Origin of the sequence: Streptomyces sp. CA-210063, from assembly GCF_024612015.1 — a bacterium.
Lineage (GTDB): Bacteria > Actinomycetota > Actinomycetes > Streptomycetales > Streptomycetaceae > Streptomyces.
Window position 1 is genome coordinate 7843550 of sequence record NZ_CP102512.1, and the last position, 18225, is coordinate 7861774.

Annotated in this window: 16 protein-coding genes; 8 read left to right on the top strand and 8 right to left on the bottom strand. The window is 71.7% G+C overall.

Annotated features, from left to right (window positions below; all coding sequences use genetic code 11):
• The first annotated feature begins 13 nt into the window (after positions 1-13).
• Complete coding sequence (locus JIX56_RS34235) at positions 14-1375, top strand: aminotransferase class V-fold PLP-dependent enzyme (RefSeq protein WP_257546350.1); 1362 nt, start codon at positions 14-16, stop codon at positions 1373-1375.
• Positions 1376-1435: 60 nt separating this feature from the next.
• Here the strand turns inward: JIX56_RS34235 and JIX56_RS34240 are convergent, their stop codons facing one another.
• The 7 genes from JIX56_RS34240 to JIX56_RS34270 form a co-directional block, all read right to left on the bottom strand.
• Positions 1436-2671, bottom strand: a complete 1236-nt coding sequence (locus tag JIX56_RS34240; protein WP_257546351.1) for a glycerate kinase family protein — start codon at positions 2669-2671, stop codon at positions 1436-1438.
• Positions 2672-2788: 117 nt separating this feature from the next.
• Positions 2789-4204, bottom strand: a complete 1416-nt coding sequence (locus tag JIX56_RS34245) for an SLC13 family permease (protein WP_257546352.1) — start codon at positions 4202-4204, stop codon at positions 2789-2791.
• A gap of 141 nt (positions 4205-4345) precedes the next feature.
• Positions 4346-5017, bottom strand: a complete 672-nt coding sequence (locus JIX56_RS34250; protein ID WP_257546353.1) for a response regulator transcription factor — start codon at positions 5015-5017, stop codon at positions 4346-4348.
• 28 nt (positions 5018-5045) lie between these two features.
• Positions 5046-6482 carry a sensor histidine kinase gene (locus tag JIX56_RS34255; protein ID WP_257546354.1) on the bottom strand — a complete coding sequence of 479 codons (1437 nt, stop codon included), beginning with the start codon at positions 6480-6482 and terminating at the stop codon, positions 5046-5048.
• Positions 6469-6774, bottom strand: coding sequence for a small secreted hydrophilic protein (locus JIX56_RS34260; protein ID WP_257546356.1), 306 nt, complete (start codon positions 6772-6774; stop codon positions 6469-6471). The genes JIX56_RS34255 and JIX56_RS34260 overlap by 14 nt, the downstream gene beginning before the upstream one ends.
• Positions 6775-6945: 171 nt before the next feature.
• Positions 6946-7227: an Lrp/AsnC family transcriptional regulator gene (locus tag JIX56_RS34265; protein ID WP_257546358.1), complete on the bottom strand. Its 282-nt coding sequence runs from the start codon at positions 7225-7227 to the stop codon at positions 6946-6948.
• A complete protein-coding gene (locus tag JIX56_RS34270; RefSeq protein ID WP_257546359.1) occupies positions 7224-7961 on the bottom strand; it encodes a rhomboid family intramembrane serine protease in 738 nt (245 codons plus the stop codon). The genes JIX56_RS34265 and JIX56_RS34270 overlap by 4 nt, the downstream gene beginning before the upstream one ends.
• Positions 7962-8156: 195 nt before the next feature.
• Between JIX56_RS34270 and JIX56_RS34275 the strand changes: the two genes are divergently transcribed.
• From JIX56_RS34275 to JIX56_RS34295, 5 genes are all read left to right on the top strand, one after another.
• Positions 8157-8396, top strand: a complete 240-nt coding sequence (locus JIX56_RS34275) for a hypothetical protein (protein ID WP_069771227.1) — start codon at positions 8157-8159, stop codon at positions 8394-8396.
• A 34-nt stretch (positions 8397-8430) separates the two neighbouring features.
• Positions 8431-9774: an NYN domain-containing protein gene (locus JIX56_RS34280; RefSeq protein WP_257546360.1), complete on the top strand. Its 1344-nt coding sequence runs from the start codon at positions 8431-8433 to the stop codon at positions 9772-9774.
• A 259-nt stretch (positions 9775-10033) separates the two neighbouring features.
• Entirely contained in the window at positions 10034-11065 is a 1032-nt protein-coding gene (locus tag JIX56_RS34285; protein WP_257546361.1) for a C40 family peptidase, read from the top strand.
• A 315-nt stretch (positions 11066-11380) separates the two neighbouring features.
• On the top strand, positions 11381-12418 hold the full coding sequence (locus JIX56_RS34290) for a C40 family peptidase (RefSeq protein ID WP_257546362.1): 1038 nt from the start codon (positions 11381-11383) through the stop codon (positions 12416-12418).
• 43 nt (positions 12419-12461) lie between these two features.
• Positions 12462-13682: a basic secretory family protein gene (locus JIX56_RS34295; protein ID WP_257546363.1), complete on the top strand. Its 1221-nt coding sequence runs from the start codon at positions 12462-12464 to the stop codon at positions 13680-13682.
• A gap of 179 nt (positions 13683-13861) precedes the next feature.
• Here the strand turns inward: JIX56_RS34295 and JIX56_RS34300 are convergent, their stop codons facing one another.
• Positions 13862-15088 (bottom strand): glycosyltransferase family 87 protein, encoded by a 1227-nt coding sequence (locus JIX56_RS34300; protein ID WP_257546364.1) that lies wholly within the window; start codon positions 15086-15088, stop codon positions 13862-13864.
• A 194-nt stretch (positions 15089-15282) separates the two neighbouring features.
• Between JIX56_RS34300 and JIX56_RS34305 the strand changes: the two genes are divergently transcribed.
• Complete coding sequence (locus JIX56_RS34305) at positions 15283-16425, top strand: glycosyltransferase family 4 protein (RefSeq protein WP_257546365.1); 1143 nt, start codon at positions 15283-15285, stop codon at positions 16423-16425.
• A gap of 191 nt (positions 16426-16616) precedes the next feature.
• A complete protein-coding gene (locus JIX56_RS34310; RefSeq protein ID WP_257546366.1) occupies positions 16617-18203 on the top strand; it encodes a GMC oxidoreductase in 1587 nt (528 codons plus the stop codon).
• Positions 18204-18225: the final 22 nt, after the last annotated feature.

Consider the following 18225-nt stretch of genomic DNA (forward strand, 5'->3'; position numbering starts at 1 on the left):
ACGGGAGTTCCCCATGTCTGTCTCCACGCTTGCCGCCGACCGGTCCGTTTGTGCCCCGCTGCCCGTTCTGGGCCGGGATGTCACCGTCCCGCTCGTCACCGGCGGCGAAGTCACCTACGCCGCGCTCGACTACGCCGCCAGCGCCCCGGCGCTGCAGCGGGTGTGGGACGACGTGGCGGCGTACGCGCCGTACTACGGGAGCGTGCACCGGGGTGCCGGGTACCTGTCGCAGCTGTCCACCGACCTCTTCGAGAACGCCCGCAAGACCGTCGCGGAGTTCCTGGACTGCCGGGACGACGACCAGGTCGTGTTCACCCGGTCGACCACCGACTCGCTGAACCTGCTCGCCGCCGCGCTGCCCGCCGACTGCCAGGTCTTCGTCTTCGAGACCGAGCACCACGCCTCGTTGCTGCCGTGGCGGAACGCGCGGGTGACGTACCTGGACGCGCCGCGTACGCCGGAGGAGGCCGTGGCCGCTCTGGAGGCCGCCCTCGCCGGGCGCGACCCGCAGGGGCCGGCGCTGGTGTGCGTCACCGGTGCCTCCAATGTCACCGGGGAGATCTGGCCGGTGCGCGAGCTGGCCGCCGCCGCGCACGCGCACGGCGCGCGGATCGTGCTCGACGCGGCCCAGCTCGCGCCTCACCACCCCGTATCCGTACAGGAGTTGGACGTCGACTGGGTCGCCTTCTCGGGGCACAAGTTGTACGCGCCGTTCGGGTCCGGCGTGCTCGCCGGGCGCGCCGACTGGCTGCGCGAGGCCGACCCGTACCTCGCGGGCGGCGGCGCCAGCCGCAAGGTGAGCCGGCGTACGGACGGGGGCGTGGACGTCGAGTGGCACCAGACCGCCGCCCGGCACGAGGCCGGCTCGCCCAACGTCATCGGCGCCTACTCCATCGCCTCCGCCTGCAAGGCCCTCACCGAGGCCGGGTTCGAGACGCTGGTCGCCCGGGAGCAGCACCTGATCGACACCGTCCGCGCCGGTCTCGCCGAGGTGCCCGAGGTCCGGGTCCTCTCGCTCTTCGGGGACGACGCTCCGCGCGTCGGCGTCATCTCCTTCGTCGTCGAGGGCTGGAACAGCTCCCACTTCGCCGCCGCCCTCTCCGCCGAGTACGGCATCGGCGTCCGCGACGGTCTCTTCTGCGCCCACCCGCTGGTCCGCACCCTCCTCGGCGGCGACCCGCAGACCCAGGGCGAGTGCGGCGCCCCCGAGGCCGCGCCCGGCGAGCGGTCCCTCAACGCGATCCGGGTGAGCTTCGGGGCGGGCACGCCCGACGAGCACGTGGAGCGGTTCGTCGGCGCGGTGAAGGAGCTCGTGCGGGACGGCGCGAAGTGGAACTACCGTACGGAGGACGGGCGTTGCGTGCCGGCCGTCTGATCCGCTGACGCGCACTGTCGACCTCGGCCCTGATCCCGTCGTTCGCCCCGGCCGGCGGTGTCAGGTCCTGATCCCCGCCGTCACCCGCGCGCCCAGCACCATCATCCGCAGGGCCCGTTCCGTGGCGTCCGTGAGGAGTTCGCTCGCGCGGACCAGGGCCTCGGCGAGAGCCATCGGCGCGGGCAGGATCCCGGTGTACGCGTCCACGCCCGGCACCTCGTGCGCCCCCTCGCCCAGGGTGCCCGCGAGGGCGAGGACCGGGCGGCCGTTCCGCTTGGCGCGGCGGGCCACCTCGGCGGGGACCTTGCCGCGGGGGGTCTGGTGGTCGAGGGCGCCCTCGGCCGTGATGACCAGGTCGGCGCGGGCGAGCCGGGCGTCGAGGTCCAGATGGCTCAGCAGCACCTCGAAACGGGGGAGCAGCCGGGCCCCCACGGCGGCCAGCCCGGCACCGAGGCCGCCGGAGGCGCCGGTGCCGGGGCCGTGCCGGAGGTCGGTGCCGGGGGCGGGACGGGAGCCCGTACCCGGGCCGTCGTGGAGGCCGGTGCCGGTGGGGGTGACGTCGCGCAGGTCCCGTGTGAGGACGGACGCCCAGTTCTCCAGTCCGGCCGACAACTCCTCGACCTGCGCCGGCGTCGCCCCCTTCTGCGGGCCGAAGACGCGGGCGACTCCCCGCTCGCCGCACAGCACGTTGAACGGGTTGCAGGCGACCAGCAGTTCCACGTCCTTGAGACGGTGATCCAGGCCGGACGGGTCGATACGGTCCAGGCGCGTCAACTCCCGGCCGCCCGGCGTGAGTTCGTGGCCCTCCGAGTCCAAGAGGCGTGCGCCCAGCGCCTGGAGGGCCCCGGCCCCGCCGTCCGACGTGCCGGAGTCGCCGCAGCCGATCAGGACCCGCCGTACGCCGGTGTCGAGCGCGGCACGGATCAGCTCGCCGACGCCGTACGTGGTCGTGGCGCCGGGATCGCGGAGGGCGCACGGGACGAGGGAGAGGCCCGCGACGGCCGCCATCTCCACCACGGCGGTCTCCGCCATGGCCGGGTCGTGCGAGCCGAGCAGGGCGAAGTGCGTGTCCACCGGTTCGCCGACCGGGCCCGTGGCGAGAAGGGAGACCAGGCGGCCCCCGGTGGAGGCGGCCAGCGCGGCGGCCGTGCCCTCGCCGCCGTCCACCAGGGGGATGAGGTCCACCTCGGCGTCGGGCACGACCCGGCGGACACCCTCCGCGATGGCCTCGGCGGCGGCCTCGGCGGACAGGGACTCCTTGAAGCCACTGGGGGCTACGGCGACTCGGTTCAGCATGCTGCTCAGGGCTCCTGTGGGTCGTGGTGGCGGTGGGACATGAGGTCGAGGGAGTGAGGGTTCGGGGGAGTGAGGGGGCGTGGCGTGCCGGGGTCACGGAGGCATGGGTCCAGGGCGTCACGGGACCAGCGGCACGCCCAGCAGCGGCCACACCGCCACCGCGAAGAGCACGACGAGGGCGGCGGTCAGCGGGGCCAGGACGGCGGAGAGGCGCAGCAGGTCGCGTGGGGTGTAGGTGGGCGTGCCGGGCAGGTCGGCGAAGAGGGCGACCGGCTTCGCGGAGGCCGGGAGGGTGTGGCAGAAGCCCGCGGCGGCGGTGGAGGCGAGCGCGGCGGCGACCGGGTTGACCCCGGCGCCCACGGCCGCCGCGACGACCAGCGGGACGAGCACCGACGACCGCGCCGACCGGGACTGCAGAACCAGATGGGCGGCCGTGCTGAACCCCACGACCACCGCCAGGAACACCAGCGGCGTGACCCCCGTGGGCAGCCCCGAGACCAGCCACTTCGCCGCCCCCGAGTCGCTGAGCGCGACGCCCATGGCCATCGTCGCGGCCATGAAGAGCAGCATCGACCAGGGCACGGTCTTCAGCGCGTCCTTCAGCCCTACCGTGCCCAGCGCCGGCGAGGAGGCCACGACCGCGCCGATCAGCGCGACGACGGCCGGGGAGACCCGGTGGAGCGGCTCGCTGCACCACAGGACCACGACCGTGGCCAGCAGCAGGGCACAGCGCGACTCGGCGGGGGACCAGGGCCCGCTCACCGGCTGCTCGCTGTGCAACTGGATCTCCTCGACCGTGATCCTCACGGGACCGCGTCGGTCCTCGCGCCGGGTCGTCGTCAACAGGACGGCCTCGGCGGCCAGATGGGACGAGACGATCGCCAGCGGCAGCCCGAGCAGCAGCCACTCCGTGAAGCCGATACGGTCGCCGGTCGCCTCCCACAGCACCGACACGGTGATCAGATGCGCGCCCGCACCGATCAGGGTCGCCACCGCCGACAGAAGGATCACGGTCGGGAACAGCAGCGCCAGCATCACGACCAGTCGTTTCCGGTCGGCCAGGGCCTTGGCGAGGGCCAGGAACACGGGCAGCGCGAGCGCCGCCCGGCCCGAGGTGGCGGGCACCGCGAACGCCGTCACCACGAGTGCCGCCGTCGTCAGGTGGGCCAGCTGCCGTACGGTCCGCGCGCCGCTCACCAGGAAGGCTGCCGCCCGGCCCGCCAGGCCCGTCCGCGTCACGGCCGCCGCCAGTACGAACGCGCAGATCAGCAGCCACACGGTGGAGTCGCCGAGGGTCCCGAAGAGGGTGTCGTTGCTGATCACCCCGGTGACGGTGAGGGCGAGACCGGCGCCGAGCGCGATGTACGTGTCGTCGATGGGCGTGCCGATCCAGGCGCAGGTCGCCAGGGCGAAGACCGCGAGGGTGAGGCGGGCCTCGCCGCCGAGGCCGGCGAAGTTGCCGGGTACTGCCAGGAGCGCGCAGAGGGAGAGAGCCACGCAGAGAGAGGCGGCGAGACGGAAGTTCAGGGTCACGTCATCAAGGGTTCAGATGGGGGGTGAGTCCTTGATGAGTCGTTTATGAAGGAAGCTTCACGTCGTTGTTCGACTGCGGGTCGGTGGGGGCTTGTCGCGCCCACGCGGCGGAGCCGCAAATCGATACAGCCCCGCGCCCCTTCAGGGCGCGGTCGCAGGCAACCGGTAGCCCATGCCTCTCACCGTTTCCAGTTGTGCGGCCCCCAGCTTCTTTCTCAGGGCCCGCACATACACATCCACGATGTTCGAGCCCGGGTCGAAGTCGTAGCCCCACACGTGCGACAGGATCTGCTCCCGGGACAGCACCTGACCGGGGTGGCGCAGGAACAGCTCCAGCAGTACGAACTCCCTCGCCGTCAGGTCCACCAACCGCTCCCCGGCTCTCGCCCTCCGCGTCCGCAGGTCCAGGGTCAGTTCGCCGCTCCTCAGCGTCGTCACCTCGGGCGCCCGGGCCGCCGTACGCAACCGGAGGCGGACCCTCGCCAGCAGTTCCTCGAAGCGGAACGGCTTGGTCATCCAGTCGTCGGCGCCGCCCTCCAGGCCGGCCACGGTGTCGCGTACGGAGTCCCGCGCGGTCAGCACGATGACCGGCACGGTCACCCGGGCCTCGCGCAACTCGCGCAGCACGGTGAACCCGTCGCGCCCGGGCAGCCCGATGTCGAGGACGATCAGGTCGAAGCCACCGGTGAGGGCGTACTCGTACGCCGCGTCGCCGTCCCCGACCACGGTCGTGGTGAAGCCGCCCGCGCGCAGCCCCTTCTCCACGAAGGAGGCGATGCGTTCCTCGTCCTCGACGATGAGAATGCGGTTCACGGGAGCGCCCCTTCGCCGTCGGTCCGTTTCACGTGCGTGCCTCTTCCAGGGTGAGGACGAAGGTCGCGCCGCCGCCCTCGGTGTCGTGGAGTCGTACGCGGCCGCCGTGGGCCTCGGCGATCGCGCGGACGATCGACAGGCCGAGGCCCGCGCCGGAGCCCCGGGTGCCGCGCCGGGCCGTGCCGCGCCGGAACCGTTCGAAGATCACCTCGGTGTCCTGCGGCTGCACACCGGGCCCCGAGTCGACGACGTACAGCTCGACGGACGAGCCCTCGGCGCGGGAGCCGATGCGGATGGTCTGGCCGGTGGTGGTGTGCTGCACGGCGTTCTGGGCGAGCTGGACCATCGCCTGGGTGATCCGCTGGGGGTCCAACTCGGCCTCCCTGTCCGCCACTTCGGCGAGCTGCCAGTCGCGTTCGCCGAGGGTGCGGGCCTTGACGTAGACATCGGCGGTGAGTTCGGCGAGCTGGACCGGCTCGGGGCTGACGAAGTCGGGCCGTTCGGCCTTGGCGAGCAGCAGCAGGTCCTCGACGATGCGGCTCATCCGGTCCAGTTCGTCGGTGACCAGCCGGACCGTCTCCTCGCGCTCGGCGGGATCGTCGCTCATCAGCTCCAGATGGCCCCGCACGATCGTGATGGGAGTGCGCAACTCGTGCCCCGCGTCGTCGACGAACTCCCGCTGCGCGGCGAAGGCCCGTTCCAGCCGGTCGAGCATCGCGTTGAACGTCTCGGCGAGCGCGGCCACGTCGTCCCGGCCGTGCACCGGGATGCGCCGGGTGAGGTCCTGCTCGGTGAGCTGGGCCGCGGCGGACCGCACCAGCCGTACGGGCTTGAGGATCCGCCCCGCGACCACCCACGCGATACCGGTCGTCATCAGCAGGGCGACCCCGGAGATGGCGAGCAGCACCCGGAACACCTCGTTCGCGCGTTCCTTCTCGCTCGCCGGATGGAAGGCGACCACGAAGGCCGCGTCCGCCTCGGACCCGTACCGGGCCACCTCCACCTTCGCCCAGCGGATCTCCCCGGCCGCCCGCTCCAGCGTCCCCGTGGAATCCGGCGAGTCGAAGATCTCGCGCCGGGCGCCGGCGTCCTCGTGCAGCGGCAGCGCGACGGGGATCTCGCGCTGCTGAATGATCTGCGAGGGCGTCTGTCCGCTCCGGCCGACGAGCCCGATCAACTCCTCGTCGAGGTCGGCGTTCTGCCGTTGCAGGAAGACCCGCAGCAGCCGTGACGGCTCGGTGAACGGCCGCCCGGTCTGCGGATCGACCCCCTGCGCCTGAAGATTGGTGAACTCCCCGGCCTCCTGCACCAGCAGTTCGTTGATCCGCTGGTCCACGTCACGCAACAGGATCGACCGCGTCGTCGTCGCCACCGAGGCCAGCGCCACCGCCATCACCAGCAGCAGCCACAGCAGGATCCGGACCCGGGCCGAAACCCGCCGGGCCGGCGCCTCAGCCGTCGTCACCGGCTCCGTCGTCGTCGGCGTCCTGCCCGTCGTCCTGTCCGTCCTGACCGGGCCTGTCGTCATCGTCATCACTCGCCGGGCTGTCGGTCACCGGAGGCCGCGACACGACCTCGTCACGGGGCGTCGCCTCCGGCCGCGAAGGCATAGGACTGGACGACCCGCTCTCCAGCTCCACCTTCGGCGGCACCTTCGGCGCCTGAGGGCTGTCGGTCAGGGCGAAACTGGTCGCTGCGATCCCGAGCGGAATCGCCACGACGGCGGCAAGGGCCGCGATCCGGCGAGAGAAGACCATGGGAACGATCCTGCGGAGCCCAGCAGCGACCGAGGATGAGCACAAGATGAGGACTTCTTCATCTTGGGGCCACGACAGCGCCCCTCAAAGGGGCGCGGGGCTGTGTCGATGTGCGGCTCCGCCGCGTGGGCGCGAGCAATCCCCACACACCCGCACTCGCCGACGAATCCGTCACCCGTCCAGTCCGATGGCGAACGCAGCCTCAAGGTCATGCTGCGAGTAGGCCCGGAACGCCACATGCGTATCCGTCCCCAGAACCCCGGGGATCTTGCTGATACGCCCCGGGATCACATCCGCCAGATCCTCGTGCTCCTTCACCCGGACCATGGCGATCAGATCGTACGTACCGGTCACGGAGAACACCTCGGTCACGGAATCGATCGCGGCGATCGACTCCGCGATCTCCGGAATCCGGTCCACGCTGGTCTTGATGAGCACGATCGCGGTGATCACGGCTGGTGTTCTCCCTCGGGGGCCGGAGCTGAGGCATTCGCTTTCACTCTAGCCGTACGTCCATAACGCCCCCACGCGTAGACGAACCCCAGCCCGAACCCCACCAGATGGGCCAGATACGCGACCCCCGGCCCCGAGGTCTGCCGCCCCGCGGCCAGCCACTGCAGGCTCACCCAGAACGGCAGGGTCACCCAGGCCGGGAAGCGCAGCGGGAGGAAGAAGAGGAACGGGAAGAGGCTCGTCACGCGTGCTCGGGGGAACAGGAAGAGAAAAGCGCCGAGGACCGCGGAGATCGCCCCGGACGCGCCGACCAGCGACTGCGGCGACCCGGCGTGCGCCGCCGCGTACGCCACCAGCGCGAGATAGCCGCAGCCGACGTAGAAGAGGGCGAACTCCACATGGCCCATGCGTTCCTCGGCCATCGCCCCGAAGACGAAGAGGAAGAGCATGTTGCCGAGGAGATGCAGCCAGCTGCCGTGGACGAAGAGCGCGGTGACGGGGGTGAGCGCCGCGCGCGGGGTGCCGTTGAAGAGTTCGACGGGGACGACGCCCCAGCGGCGGAAGTACGCCCGCTGCGCGGCGAGCAGTTCGTCGCCCGTGCCGTACACCGGGTTCAGGCCGGCGGCCGGTCCGATCAGGAAGATCGCACAGCAGACGGCGATCAGCCCGTACGTCACCGGCGCCGACTCGTTTCGTACGGCCCGGTCGCCCGTGGTCCTCCACTTGCCGATCATGAGCAGAGCATGACGTAACGGGACCCACCCGCGCAGACCGCCTCGCCGCCGGTGGCGAGAGGCCCGGCCGCCGGACGCGATCGGCGCCGCCGCCGAAGGCGAACGGGCGTCGAGTACCGGTCAGGCCGTAGGGTTACGAGCCACACGCACCGGGAGGCCGGCGCATCACGGAGACTGGAAGGAAGAGCAGCCACGATGACGGTTCCCCTGCCGACGGACACGACCCGCTGGCGCTGCACCCTCTGTGGAAACCTCACACGTTTCGACGTGACCCGCTCGTCGAAGGTCGTCGAGTACGTTCACCTCGATCTCGCGGGGGAGCCCAAGGTCGAGGAGCGTGACGTGGTCAGTGAGACCATCGAGTCGGTGCGCTGCCGCTGGTGCAACGCCGTGGACCAGGTGGAACTCGTGGACAGGCCGGGCGCCGGCTCCTGAGGGAGCGGGACCCGCACAGACATTGGGGTGACGGATGGTGGAGACCACAGGCGGGGAGCCGGGCGACGGCGCCGCTGAGGTGCTCGACCGTCCGCTGCCCGAGGGCGTCCGCAAACGCGTCGTGCAGATCGTCTCGGACGGCTTCGGCGGACTGACCGTCGCCGAACTGCCCGCACAGCTCAGGCAGTACGCCCGGTTCACCCCGAATCGCCGCGTGAAGTTCGCGGGCAACGCGATGGCCGCCGCCGTGGAGACCGACACGCTTTTCAGACAGCGGATCGGGGAACGGTTCCGGGAGGCCCACCCCGAGCTGTCCGGCGCCCTCGACACGGGCGCGCCGCCCCCGGCCGCGGACCCGCTGGACGTGGCGGCCGCGGCCTATGTCCTGCGCCCCACGGGCTGGGTGAAGCTGGTCACCGCCGCCGGTGAGGAGGCCCTGCGGGCGCACGCCGAGCGCGCCGACGAGGAGAGCCGGGCCGAACTGGAGCGGCTGCGCGAGCAGCTCGCCGAAGCCCGCGGCCACACCAAGACCGAGACGGAACGGCTCCGCGCGGAGCTGGAGTCGGTGAAGAAGGACGCCGACTCCCTGCACCGCAAGCTCCGGGCCGCCCTCAGCGACGTCAAGCGCGGCGAGGCCGCCCTGCGCAAGCTGCACGCCGAGATGGAGACCGTACGCTCCGAGGGGCACGCCGCGGTGTCCGCCGCCGAGAGCGAGTCCCGGCGGCTCAAGGCCCGGCTCGGCGAGTCGGAGGCGGCCCTGGAGGCCGCCCGGCGGGCGGCCCGCGAGGGACGCAGCGTCGAGGACATGCGTGTACGGCTGCTGCTGGACACCGTGCTGGACGCGGCCCAGGGGCTCCGGCGGGAACTGGCGCTGCCGCCGGTCTCCGTACGGCCCGCCGAGACGGTCGACGCGGTGGAGCCGGGGCGGATGACCCCGAAGGACATCGCCGCCCGCGCGCTGTCCGAGAACGACCCCGCGATCCTCGACCAGTTGCTGGCGCTGCCGCAGGCGCATCTTGTCGTCGACGGCTACAACGTCACCAAGACCGGCTATCCGCAGATGCCGCTGGAGAAGCAGCGACTCAGGCTCCTGGGGCAGCTCTCGCAGCTCGCCGCGCAGACCGGCGCCGAGGTGACCTGTGTCTTCGACGGGGCCGAGCTGGCCGCGCCGGTGCTGCTCGCGCCGCCGCGCGGGGTGCGGGTGCTGTTCTCCAAGCCCGGTGTCACCGCCGACGAGTTGATCCGTCAGCTGGTGCGCGCCGAGCCGCCCGGGCGGCCGGTCATCGTCGCCTCCACCGACCGAGAGGTGGCCGACGGGATCGCCAAGGCGGGTGCCAGGCCGGTGGCTTCCGCGGTGCTCCTCAAGCGGCTTTCCTGACGCTTCAGTCTCGTCTGCCCCAACCGCAACGTACAGGCGCTATGCCCGAATTGGCGGATCTGGTGCGCGACGTAGCGTCAACCGAGCATTACTACCTGTGCGTTGAGTGTAAATTGTGCGCCGTGGGACGGGATTTTTCCTGTGGGGGATTTGAAGTGATCACCACTGGGTCACTAGGGTCTGGGCTCAAACCTCTGAACGGGTGATCGTCGCCGGAGTCCTCGCCGGCCGGTCGCTCACATGAAGGAGTTCACCTACCGTGGCGTCCCACCGTCGACCGAAGCAGCCGAGCCGTGCGCGTGTGACCGTGCTCACCACTGCCGCCGCCGCTGCCGTGGCCCTGACCTCGCAGGCCGCCAACGCCGCGCCTGCTGAGAAGCCGAGCAAGGACGAGGTCAAGGCCAAGGTTCACAAGCTCTACGAGGACGCCGGGCGGGCCACCGACAAGCTCAACGGGGCCGAGGAGAAGCAGGAGAAGCTCGAGAAGGAGATCTCCACGATCCAGGACAACGTCGCCCGGGGTCAGGAAGACCTCAACGAGCTGCGTGAGGGCATAGGCCTGGCGGCCAGCGCCCAGTACCGCTCGGGCGGCATCGACTCCTCGATCCAGCTCTTCCTCTCCGCCGACCCGGACGACTACCTGGACAAGGCCGCCACGCTCGACCAGCTGACCAGCCAGCAGGTCGAGTCGCTGAAGAAGATCCAGGAGAAGCAGCGCACGCTCGCACAGCAGCGCGAGGAAGCCTCCGAGAAGCTGGAGGACCTCGCCGAGACCCGCGAGACCCTGGCCAAGAAGAAGAAGGAAGTCCAGAGCAAGCTGGCCGCGGCGCAGAAGCTCCTCAACACCCTGACGGCCGAGGAGAAGGCCGCTCTGGACGATCAGGAGACGCGCGCCAGCCGCGACGCCGGGGACCGCGTCGACCTCGGCGACGAGGTGCCGGCCTCGGAGCGTGGCGCCGCCGCCCTCGCCGCCGCCGCCAGCCAGCAGGGCAAGCCCTATGTCTCCGGGGGCAGCGGCCCCAACTCCTACGACTGCTCCGGGCTGACCCAGTGGGCCTACGCCCAGGCCGGTGTGTCGATCACCCGGACCACGTACACGCAGGCGAACGACGGTACCCGGATCGGCCGCGACCAGCTCATGCCGGGCGACCTCGTCTTCTTCAACGACCTGGGGCACGTCGGCCTCTACGCGGGCAACGGCACCGTCATCCACGCCCCGTACCCGGGCAAGGTCGTCCGCTACGAGTCGATGAGCACCATCGGCACCTTCCAGTTCGGTGTCCGGATCTGACACCCGAGGTGGCTTGAACAAGGCCGACTGATCACACACCGTGACAGTCGGCCTTTTCCTTCTTCAAGATCAGGACACAGAGCCGCCCGAACGGGCGAATTCCCGCACCTCGTGCTGACGCCTTCCCCCGCTGGTGACCTGGGTCCCGGGCCGGGCGTCACGCAGTGTGTCCGCGGAGGTCTTTGGCTGTGACACGGTCACGCGGCTACTGTCGGCCGCGCTTCCCTCACTCGCCGTGAGGGCGCCCCGAACCGGGGCCGCCGCCACGGCCCCGGGGAAGGGTCCTGTCCGCCGTCGAAGGGAGTGCGGCTTCCCGTGGTGTCCCACAGTCGCCTTGTACCGTCCGGGTTCGACCGGGGCGCGGCCGCCGCCCTCGGTGTGCTGTCCGCCGCGGCCGCCGCCCTCGGCGCCATTCCCGTCCAGCCGGCCGCCGCAGCGCCGCACGACAACACCACCACCCGGGCCGAGGTGGACCGGCTGTACGAGGAGGCCGAGCAGGCCACCGAGGCGTACAACAAGGCCGACGAGCGCGCCGGAAAGCTGCGCGACCAGGTCGGCACCGCGCAGGACTCGATCGCCCGGCAGCAGGACCGCATCAACGCCATGCGGGAGTCGCTGGGTTCGCTCGCCGGCGCCCAGTACCGCTCCGGCGCCATCGACCCGTCGATCACCCTGCTGTTCTCCGACGACCCGGACGACTACCTCGACACGGCCGCCGCACTGGACCGCATCAGCGCCCACCAGGCGGGCGAACTGCACGATCTTCAGCAGGCCATGCGCGACCTCTCCCAGAACCGCCAGGAGGCCACCGGCAAGCTCGCCGAGCTGGAGAAGAGCCGCAAGGCCGTCGCCCGGCACAAGCGGACCGTCGAGCGGAAGCTCGCCAAGGCCCGGCAACTGCTCAACTCCCTCCCGGACGAGGAGCGCGCCGCGTACGACCGCGCCTCCCGCTCCGGCGGGTCCGGCCGCACCGACATGCCCGACCTCTCCGGTGCCGTGGCTCCGGGCGGCCGCGCGGCGGCCGCCGTCGCCGCCGCCCGCTCCGCGCTCGGCAAGCCGTACATCTGGGGCTCCACCGGCCCCGACGGCTTCGACTGCTCCGGCCTCATGGTCTGGTCGTACGGACAGGCCGGCGTCGGCCTCCCGCGCACCTCGCAGGCCCAGCGGTACGCCGGCACCCAGGTCCCCCTCTCCCAGGCCCAGCCCGGCGACCTGGTCACCTACCGGTCCGACGCCAGCCATGTCGGCATGTACGTCGGCAACGGCCAGGTCATCCACGCCCCCTACCCCGGTGCCCCCGTCCGCTACGACCCCGTCGGCATGATGCCGATCGCCTCGGTCACCCGCCCCTGACCGCCGTACGCCGCTTCGGCGGTGCCGCCGTACGATCGGGACCGTGGCCGGCAGAAGACGCGTGTTCCCGGGAGCGGCGGGAGTCTGTCTCGGGCTCGCCCTCCTCGTCGGCTGCGGCGGCGCGGCCCCCGACTCCGCCCGCGCCGACGTCGAGCGGATGCTCGGCCGACGGGCTACGGCGGTCCTGGAGCGGGACGAGACGGCGTACCGCTCCACCGAGGCGACGACGGGTGCGGCGACCGCCCAACTGGCCACCGGGGCGGCCGAGTTCGCCAACCTCCGCGGCCTGCCGCTGGCCTCCTGGTCGTACGACCTCACCGGCTTCCACCGCTCCGGCGACCGGGCCACCGCCGAGGCCGCCCTGCGCTACCGGATACGCGGCTACGACAAGGCGCCCGTCACCGCCGTACGGACGCTGACCCTCGTCCGGGACGACGACGGCGCGTGGCAGGTCGCCGCCGACGAACCCTCGGAGAAGGGCACCGAACAGCTGTGGGAGCAGGGCGCGATACGGGCCGTCCGTGGGGAGCGGAGTCTCGTGCTGGGGGTCGGGCGCTCGGCGGCGGCTCTTCGGGAGTACGCGGGGCTGGCGGACCGGGCCGTGCCCGCCGTGACCGAGGCGTGGGGCGAGGACTGGGCCCGGCGGGTCGTCGTCCTCGTACCGGAGTCGCTGGAGGAGATGGCGGGGCTGCTGGGGGCTCCCGCGTCCGGGTACCGGGGGATCGCGGCGGTCACCACCGGGGAAGCGGGCGGGTCGGCGAAGGCGCCCGCCGACCGGATCGTCATCAACCCCGACGCGTACGCCGTCCTCGGCGGCTTCGGCCGGCAGACCGTCCTCACCCATGAGACGACCCACGTCGCCACCCGCGCCCACACCAACGCCGCCACGCCCCTGTGGCTCTCCGAGGGCTATGCCGACTGGGTCGGCTACCGGGGGACCGGCCGTACGGCGCCCGAGGTGGCACCCGAGCTGCGACGCGCCGTCGCGGAGGGACAGCTCCCGGCCGCACTGCCCGAGGACGCCGACTTCGGCTTCTCCGACGACTCCGGCGAGCTCGCCCTGGCCTACGAGGGCGGCTGGCTGGCCTGCCGCATGATCGCCGACCGCTGGGGCGAGGTCCGCCTGAACGAGTTCTACCGGGCCGTCGGAGAGCACGGGAAGCGGGAGGGGGCGGTGGAGGGTGCCTTGAAGGAGGTCCTGGGGACGACCGTCGACGCGTTCACCGAGCAGTGGCGGGAGTACGTGCGGGCTCAGCTCGGCTGACCGGGCGGACGGCTGGCGGTTTTCTCGTCCCCGCCGTCCCTACCCGTCCCATCCACCAGCTGGGGGCTGTGCCCCCAGACCCCCCGGGTCGTTCGTCGGCTGCGGCCTCGTGGGGGCTTGTCGCGCAGTTGCTCGCGCCCCTTACGGGCGCGAGCAACCACTCACGGCCTGCACTCGCCTCAGGAACCCAGCGGCTCCTTGGCGCGGACCGGCTGATCCGGCAGCGGGGTCGGGGCGGGCCGGGGGACCGTGTCCTGCCACAGCTCGAAGGCGGCGAGCAGGGCGGCGAGGACGAGCAGGCCGTTGCGGAGGAAGAGGAGGGTGACGCCCAGGCCGTCGCTGACCACCACATGGGAGAACCAGATCGGGAACTCCAGGACGGTCACGAAGGACGCGACCAGGACCATGACCGCCGGCAGGCCCATACGGCTCGCCCGGAAGCAGAGGCAGACGGCGGCGAGGCCGACCAGCCACACCATGTACTGCGGGCTGATCACCCGGCTGGTGGCCGTGAACATCAGCACCGCCACGAACGCCGCGTCCGCGAGGGTGTGCGGCGCGAACCGCCGGGCCCGCACCCGCCACAGCAGCAGCCAGGCGAAGGCCACCCCGCTGAGCAGCAGGGCCGCGTCGCTGACGGTGTCGACGTGGTCGCCGAGGAACTCCACCGAGCCGTAGTTGAGCAGCACCTCGCCGTTCCAGCCGAACTGCCGGGCCACATGGAAGACGAGGGCGCCCAGCGACTCCACCTCGGTGCCCCGGTCACGCTGGAAGGTCAGGAAGGCGAAGGCGCCGGGCATGGAGACGGCGAACAGGGCGACCAGCGCGAGGCCGGTGCCCGCCGCCCAGGCCCACGCCGTGCGCTTCCGGGCGCCCAGCAGCAGGAGAGCGGGCCACACCTTCAGCAGGGCCGCGAAGGCCGTCAGCGCCCCCATCGCGCGGGGATGGCGGCTGCCGGCGAGGAGGGCCGCGACCGCCACCGCCGTCACCATCACGTCGTACCGGGCGTACGCGGTCGGGCCGAGCAGCGGCAGGCCCGCCACCCACACCCAGGCGCCGCGCCACGTCTTGCCGGGCCGGTTGCCCGCGTACAGGAGCAGCGTGAGCACCGCCAGGTCGGCGAGGAAGGCGAGGACGAAGAACGCCGACGCGTAGTCCAGGAAGGGCAGCAGCGCGGGGGAGAGGATCGCGAGGGCGGCGGCGGGCGGGTACTGCCAGGTGACGTCGTCCAGGGGATACGTTCCTGTGCGCAGGATCTCGTACCAGCCCTGGTAGATCACCGAGACGTCGCTGGTGACGTCCGGGCCCGGGAACACGTACACCTTGAAGACGAACAGCAGCAGGAGCAGCCGGGTCGCGCCCCAGGCCGTGAGCAGCCCGAACGGGAGCCGCCGAGTGCCCGTCATGTCCACCTGAGCCACGTGAGTCCCTGTCCGTCTGCGTTCGTCTGGGTTCGCCTGTGTTCGTCCGCGCCGTGTTCCGCGTCTGTGAGAGACATGATCCCCCGTCGCCCTGTGAAGCGGCAGTGAAGCATGGCCGGGCCCGGTGTGGATGCGCCTGGGGGCGGCGGGCCGGCCCCGGTTCGGTAGGGTCGGCGGCGATGCACAAGACCCTGATCGTGACCAACGACTTTCCGCCCCGGCCCGGTGGTATCCAGGCGTTTCTGCACAACATGGCGTTGCGGCTGGACCCTGAGCGGGTCGTCGTCTACGCCTCGACGTGGAAGCGGAGCCGGGAGGGCGTCGAGGCGACGGCCGCCTTCGACGCCGAGCAGCCCTTCACCGTCGTGCGCGACCGCACGACCATGCTGCTGCCGACGCCCGGCGTCACCCGCCGCGCGGTCTCGTTGCTGCGGGAGCACGGCTGTACGTCGGTGTGGTTCGGCGCGGCCGCCCCGCTGGGCCTGATGGCCCCCGCACTGCGCGGGGCCGGCGCCCGGCGCCTGGTGGCCACCACACACGGCCACGAGGCCGGCTGGGCCCAGCTGCCCGCCGCCCGGCAGCTGCTGCGGCGGATCGGCGAGGGCACGGACACGATCACCTACCTCGGCGAGTACACGCGCTCCCGGATCGCCGGCGCGCTGACCCCGGAGGCCGCCGGGCGCATGGTCCAGCTGCCGCCCGGCGTCGACGAGAAGACCTTCCACCCGGGCTCCGGCGGCGCCGAGGTCCGCGCCCGGCTCGGGCTCACCGACCGGCCCGTCGTCGTCTGCGTCTCCCGGCTCGTGCCGCGCAAGGGGCAGGACACGCTGATCCGGGCGATGCCCGGCATCCTGGCCAAGGAGCCGGACGCGGTGCTGCTGGTCGTCGGCGGCGGACCGTACGAGAAGGAACTGCGGCGCCTCGCCCACGAGACCGGCGTCGCCGGATCCGTCCGCTTCACCGGGGCCGTCCCGTGGTCCGAGCTGCCCGCCCACTACGGCGCGGGTGACGTCTTCGCCATGCCGTGCCGTACGCGCCGGGGCGGCCTGGACGTCGAGGGGCTCGGGATCGTCTACCTGGAGGCCTCCGCGACCGGACTGCCCGTCGTCGCGGGCGACTCCGGCGGCGCCCCCGACGCCGTCCTCGACGGCGAGACCGGCTGGGTCGTCCGCGGCGGCTCCCCGGCGGAGGCCGCGGACCGCATCGTCACCCTGCTCGGCGACCCGGAGCTGCGGGCACGGATGGGGGAGAGGGGGCGGGAGTGGGTGGAGGAGAAATGGCGCTGGGACCTCTTGGCGGAAACTTTGAAATCCCTCCTGTAGCCCCACAAGGGGCGCGGGGAACTGCGCGACCAGCCACGAATCAACCCGCACCCGCCCATCAAGAGCACCGGGCACCCCCATAGGCGTCCCCAACTCGGCGGAGCCCCCTGGCTGGAAGCGCACAATCCGGAGACTCTGTGTGCATGTCAACAAACACGCACAGATTATTGACCCGCCGCCGCATCCTCGGTATGGCCGCCCTCCAGACGGCGGCCGCGGTGGGACTCACCCGTATCGGCATCGAGTCCGCGCAGGCCGTCGAACCCGCCGCCGTCGATAACGCCCCGGCGATCGTGATCGGTTCGGGCTACGGCGCCGCCGTGGCCGCCCTCCGGCTCGGCCAGGCCGGCATCCGCACAGTCGTCCTGGAGATGGGCAAGGCCTGGACCACCCCCGGCTCCGACGGCAAGGTCTTCTGCTCGACCCGGGAGCCGGACCAGCGGTCCATGTGGTTCAAGACCCGGACCGAGGCCCCGCTCGCCACCTTCCTCTGGCTGGACGTCGTCAACCAGGACATCAGCCCCTACCCCGGCGTACTGGACCGGGTCCGCTACGCCAACATGTCGGTCTTCCTGGGCCGCGGCGTCGGCGGCGGCTCACTGGTCAACGGCAGCATGGCCGTCACCCCCCTCCAGTCGTACTTCGCCGAGCAGTTCCCGACCGTCGACACCACCGAGATGTACGCCACGTACTTCCCGCGCGCCCGCGCCATGCTCGGTGTCAACACGATCGACCCCGCGTGGTTCGAGTCCACGGAGTGGTACCGCTTCAGCCGGATCTCCCGGGCCCACGCCGAGAAGGCCGGCCTCAGGACCACCTTCGTGCCCAGCGTCTACGACTTCGCGCACATGGAGCGCGAGGCGGCCGGCACCGCGACCAGGTCGGCGCTCGCCGGCGAGGTCATCTACGGCAACAACCACGGCAAACGCAGCCTCGACAAGACGTACCTCGCCGCCGCCCTCGGCACCGGCAACGTCACCATCCACACCATGGAACGGGCCAAGGGCATCCGCCGGCTGGGCGACGGCACGTACGTCGTCACCGTCGACCGCATCGACGACACGGGCGCGGTCGTCGAGACCAAGGAGTACGGCTCCACCTACCTGTTCCTCGGCGCCGGCAGCGTCGGCACCACCGAACTCCTCGTCCGGGCACGGGCGAGGGGCACGCTTCCCGCACTGGACGCCAGTGTCGGCGCGGGCTGGGGCACCAACGGCAATGTGATGCTCGGCCGGGCCAACCATCTCTGGGACACGGTCGGAGAGAACCAGTCGACCATGCCGGTCCTGGGCATCGACGACTGGGCCAACACCTCCAACCCCGTCTTCGCCGAGATCGCCCCGCTGCCCACGGGCCTCGAACACTGGGTCAGCCTCTATCTGGCGATCACCAAGAACCCGCAGCGCGCGTCCTTCACCTACGACGCCGCGAGCGACTCGGCGAAACTCGGCTGGAGCGCCGCCCAGAGCGCGGTCTCCGTCTCCATGGCCAAGAAGCTCTTCGACCGGATCAACTCGGCCAACTCCACGATCTACCGGTACGACCTGTTCGGCTCGTCCAACAAGGTGTTCGCCGACGACTTCACGTACCACCCGCTGGGCGGCTGTGTGCTGGGCAAGGCGACCGACAACTACGGGAGGGTGAAGGGGTATTCGAAGCTGTACGTCACCGACGGCTCGCTGGTGCCCGGCTCGATCGGGGTGAACCCGTTCGTCACGATCACCGCGCTCGCCGAACGCACGATGGCGCGGGTCCTCGCTGAGGACACCGCGCCATGAGCCAACCGGCCTGCGCAAGCCG

Coding starts and splice junctions, on each gene's coding strand:
- JIX56_RS34235 (WP_257546350.1), top strand. CDS start 14: ATGTCTGTCTCCACGCTTGCCGCCGACCGGTCCGTTTGTGCCCCGCTG.
- JIX56_RS34240 (WP_257546351.1), bottom strand. CDS start 2,671: ATGCTGAACCGAGTCGCCGTAGCCCCCAGTGGCTTCAAGGAGTCCCTG.
- JIX56_RS34260 (WP_257546356.1), bottom strand. CDS start 6,774: ATGGTCTTCTCTCGCCGGATCGCGGCCCTTGCCGCCGTCGTGGCGATT.
- JIX56_RS34270 (WP_257546359.1), bottom strand. CDS start 7,961: ATGATCGGCAAGTGGAGGACCACGGGCGACCGGGCCGTACGAAACGAG.
- JIX56_RS34275 (WP_069771227.1), top strand. CDS start 8,157: ATGACGGTTCCCCTGCCGACGGACACGACCCGCTGGCGCTGCACCCTC.
- JIX56_RS34280 (WP_257546360.1), top strand. CDS start 8,431: ATGGTGGAGACCACAGGCGGGGAGCCGGGCGACGGCGCCGCTGAGGTG.
- JIX56_RS34300 (WP_257546364.1), bottom strand. CDS start 15,088: ATGACGGGCACTCGGCGGCTCCCGTTCGGGCTGCTCACGGCCTGGGGC.
- JIX56_RS34305 (WP_257546365.1), top strand. CDS start 15,283: ATGCACAAGACCCTGATCGTGACCAACGACTTTCCGCCCCGGCCCGGT.
- JIX56_RS34310 (WP_257546366.1), top strand. CDS start 16,617: ATGGCCGCCCTCCAGACGGCGGCCGCGGTGGGACTCACCCGTATCGGC.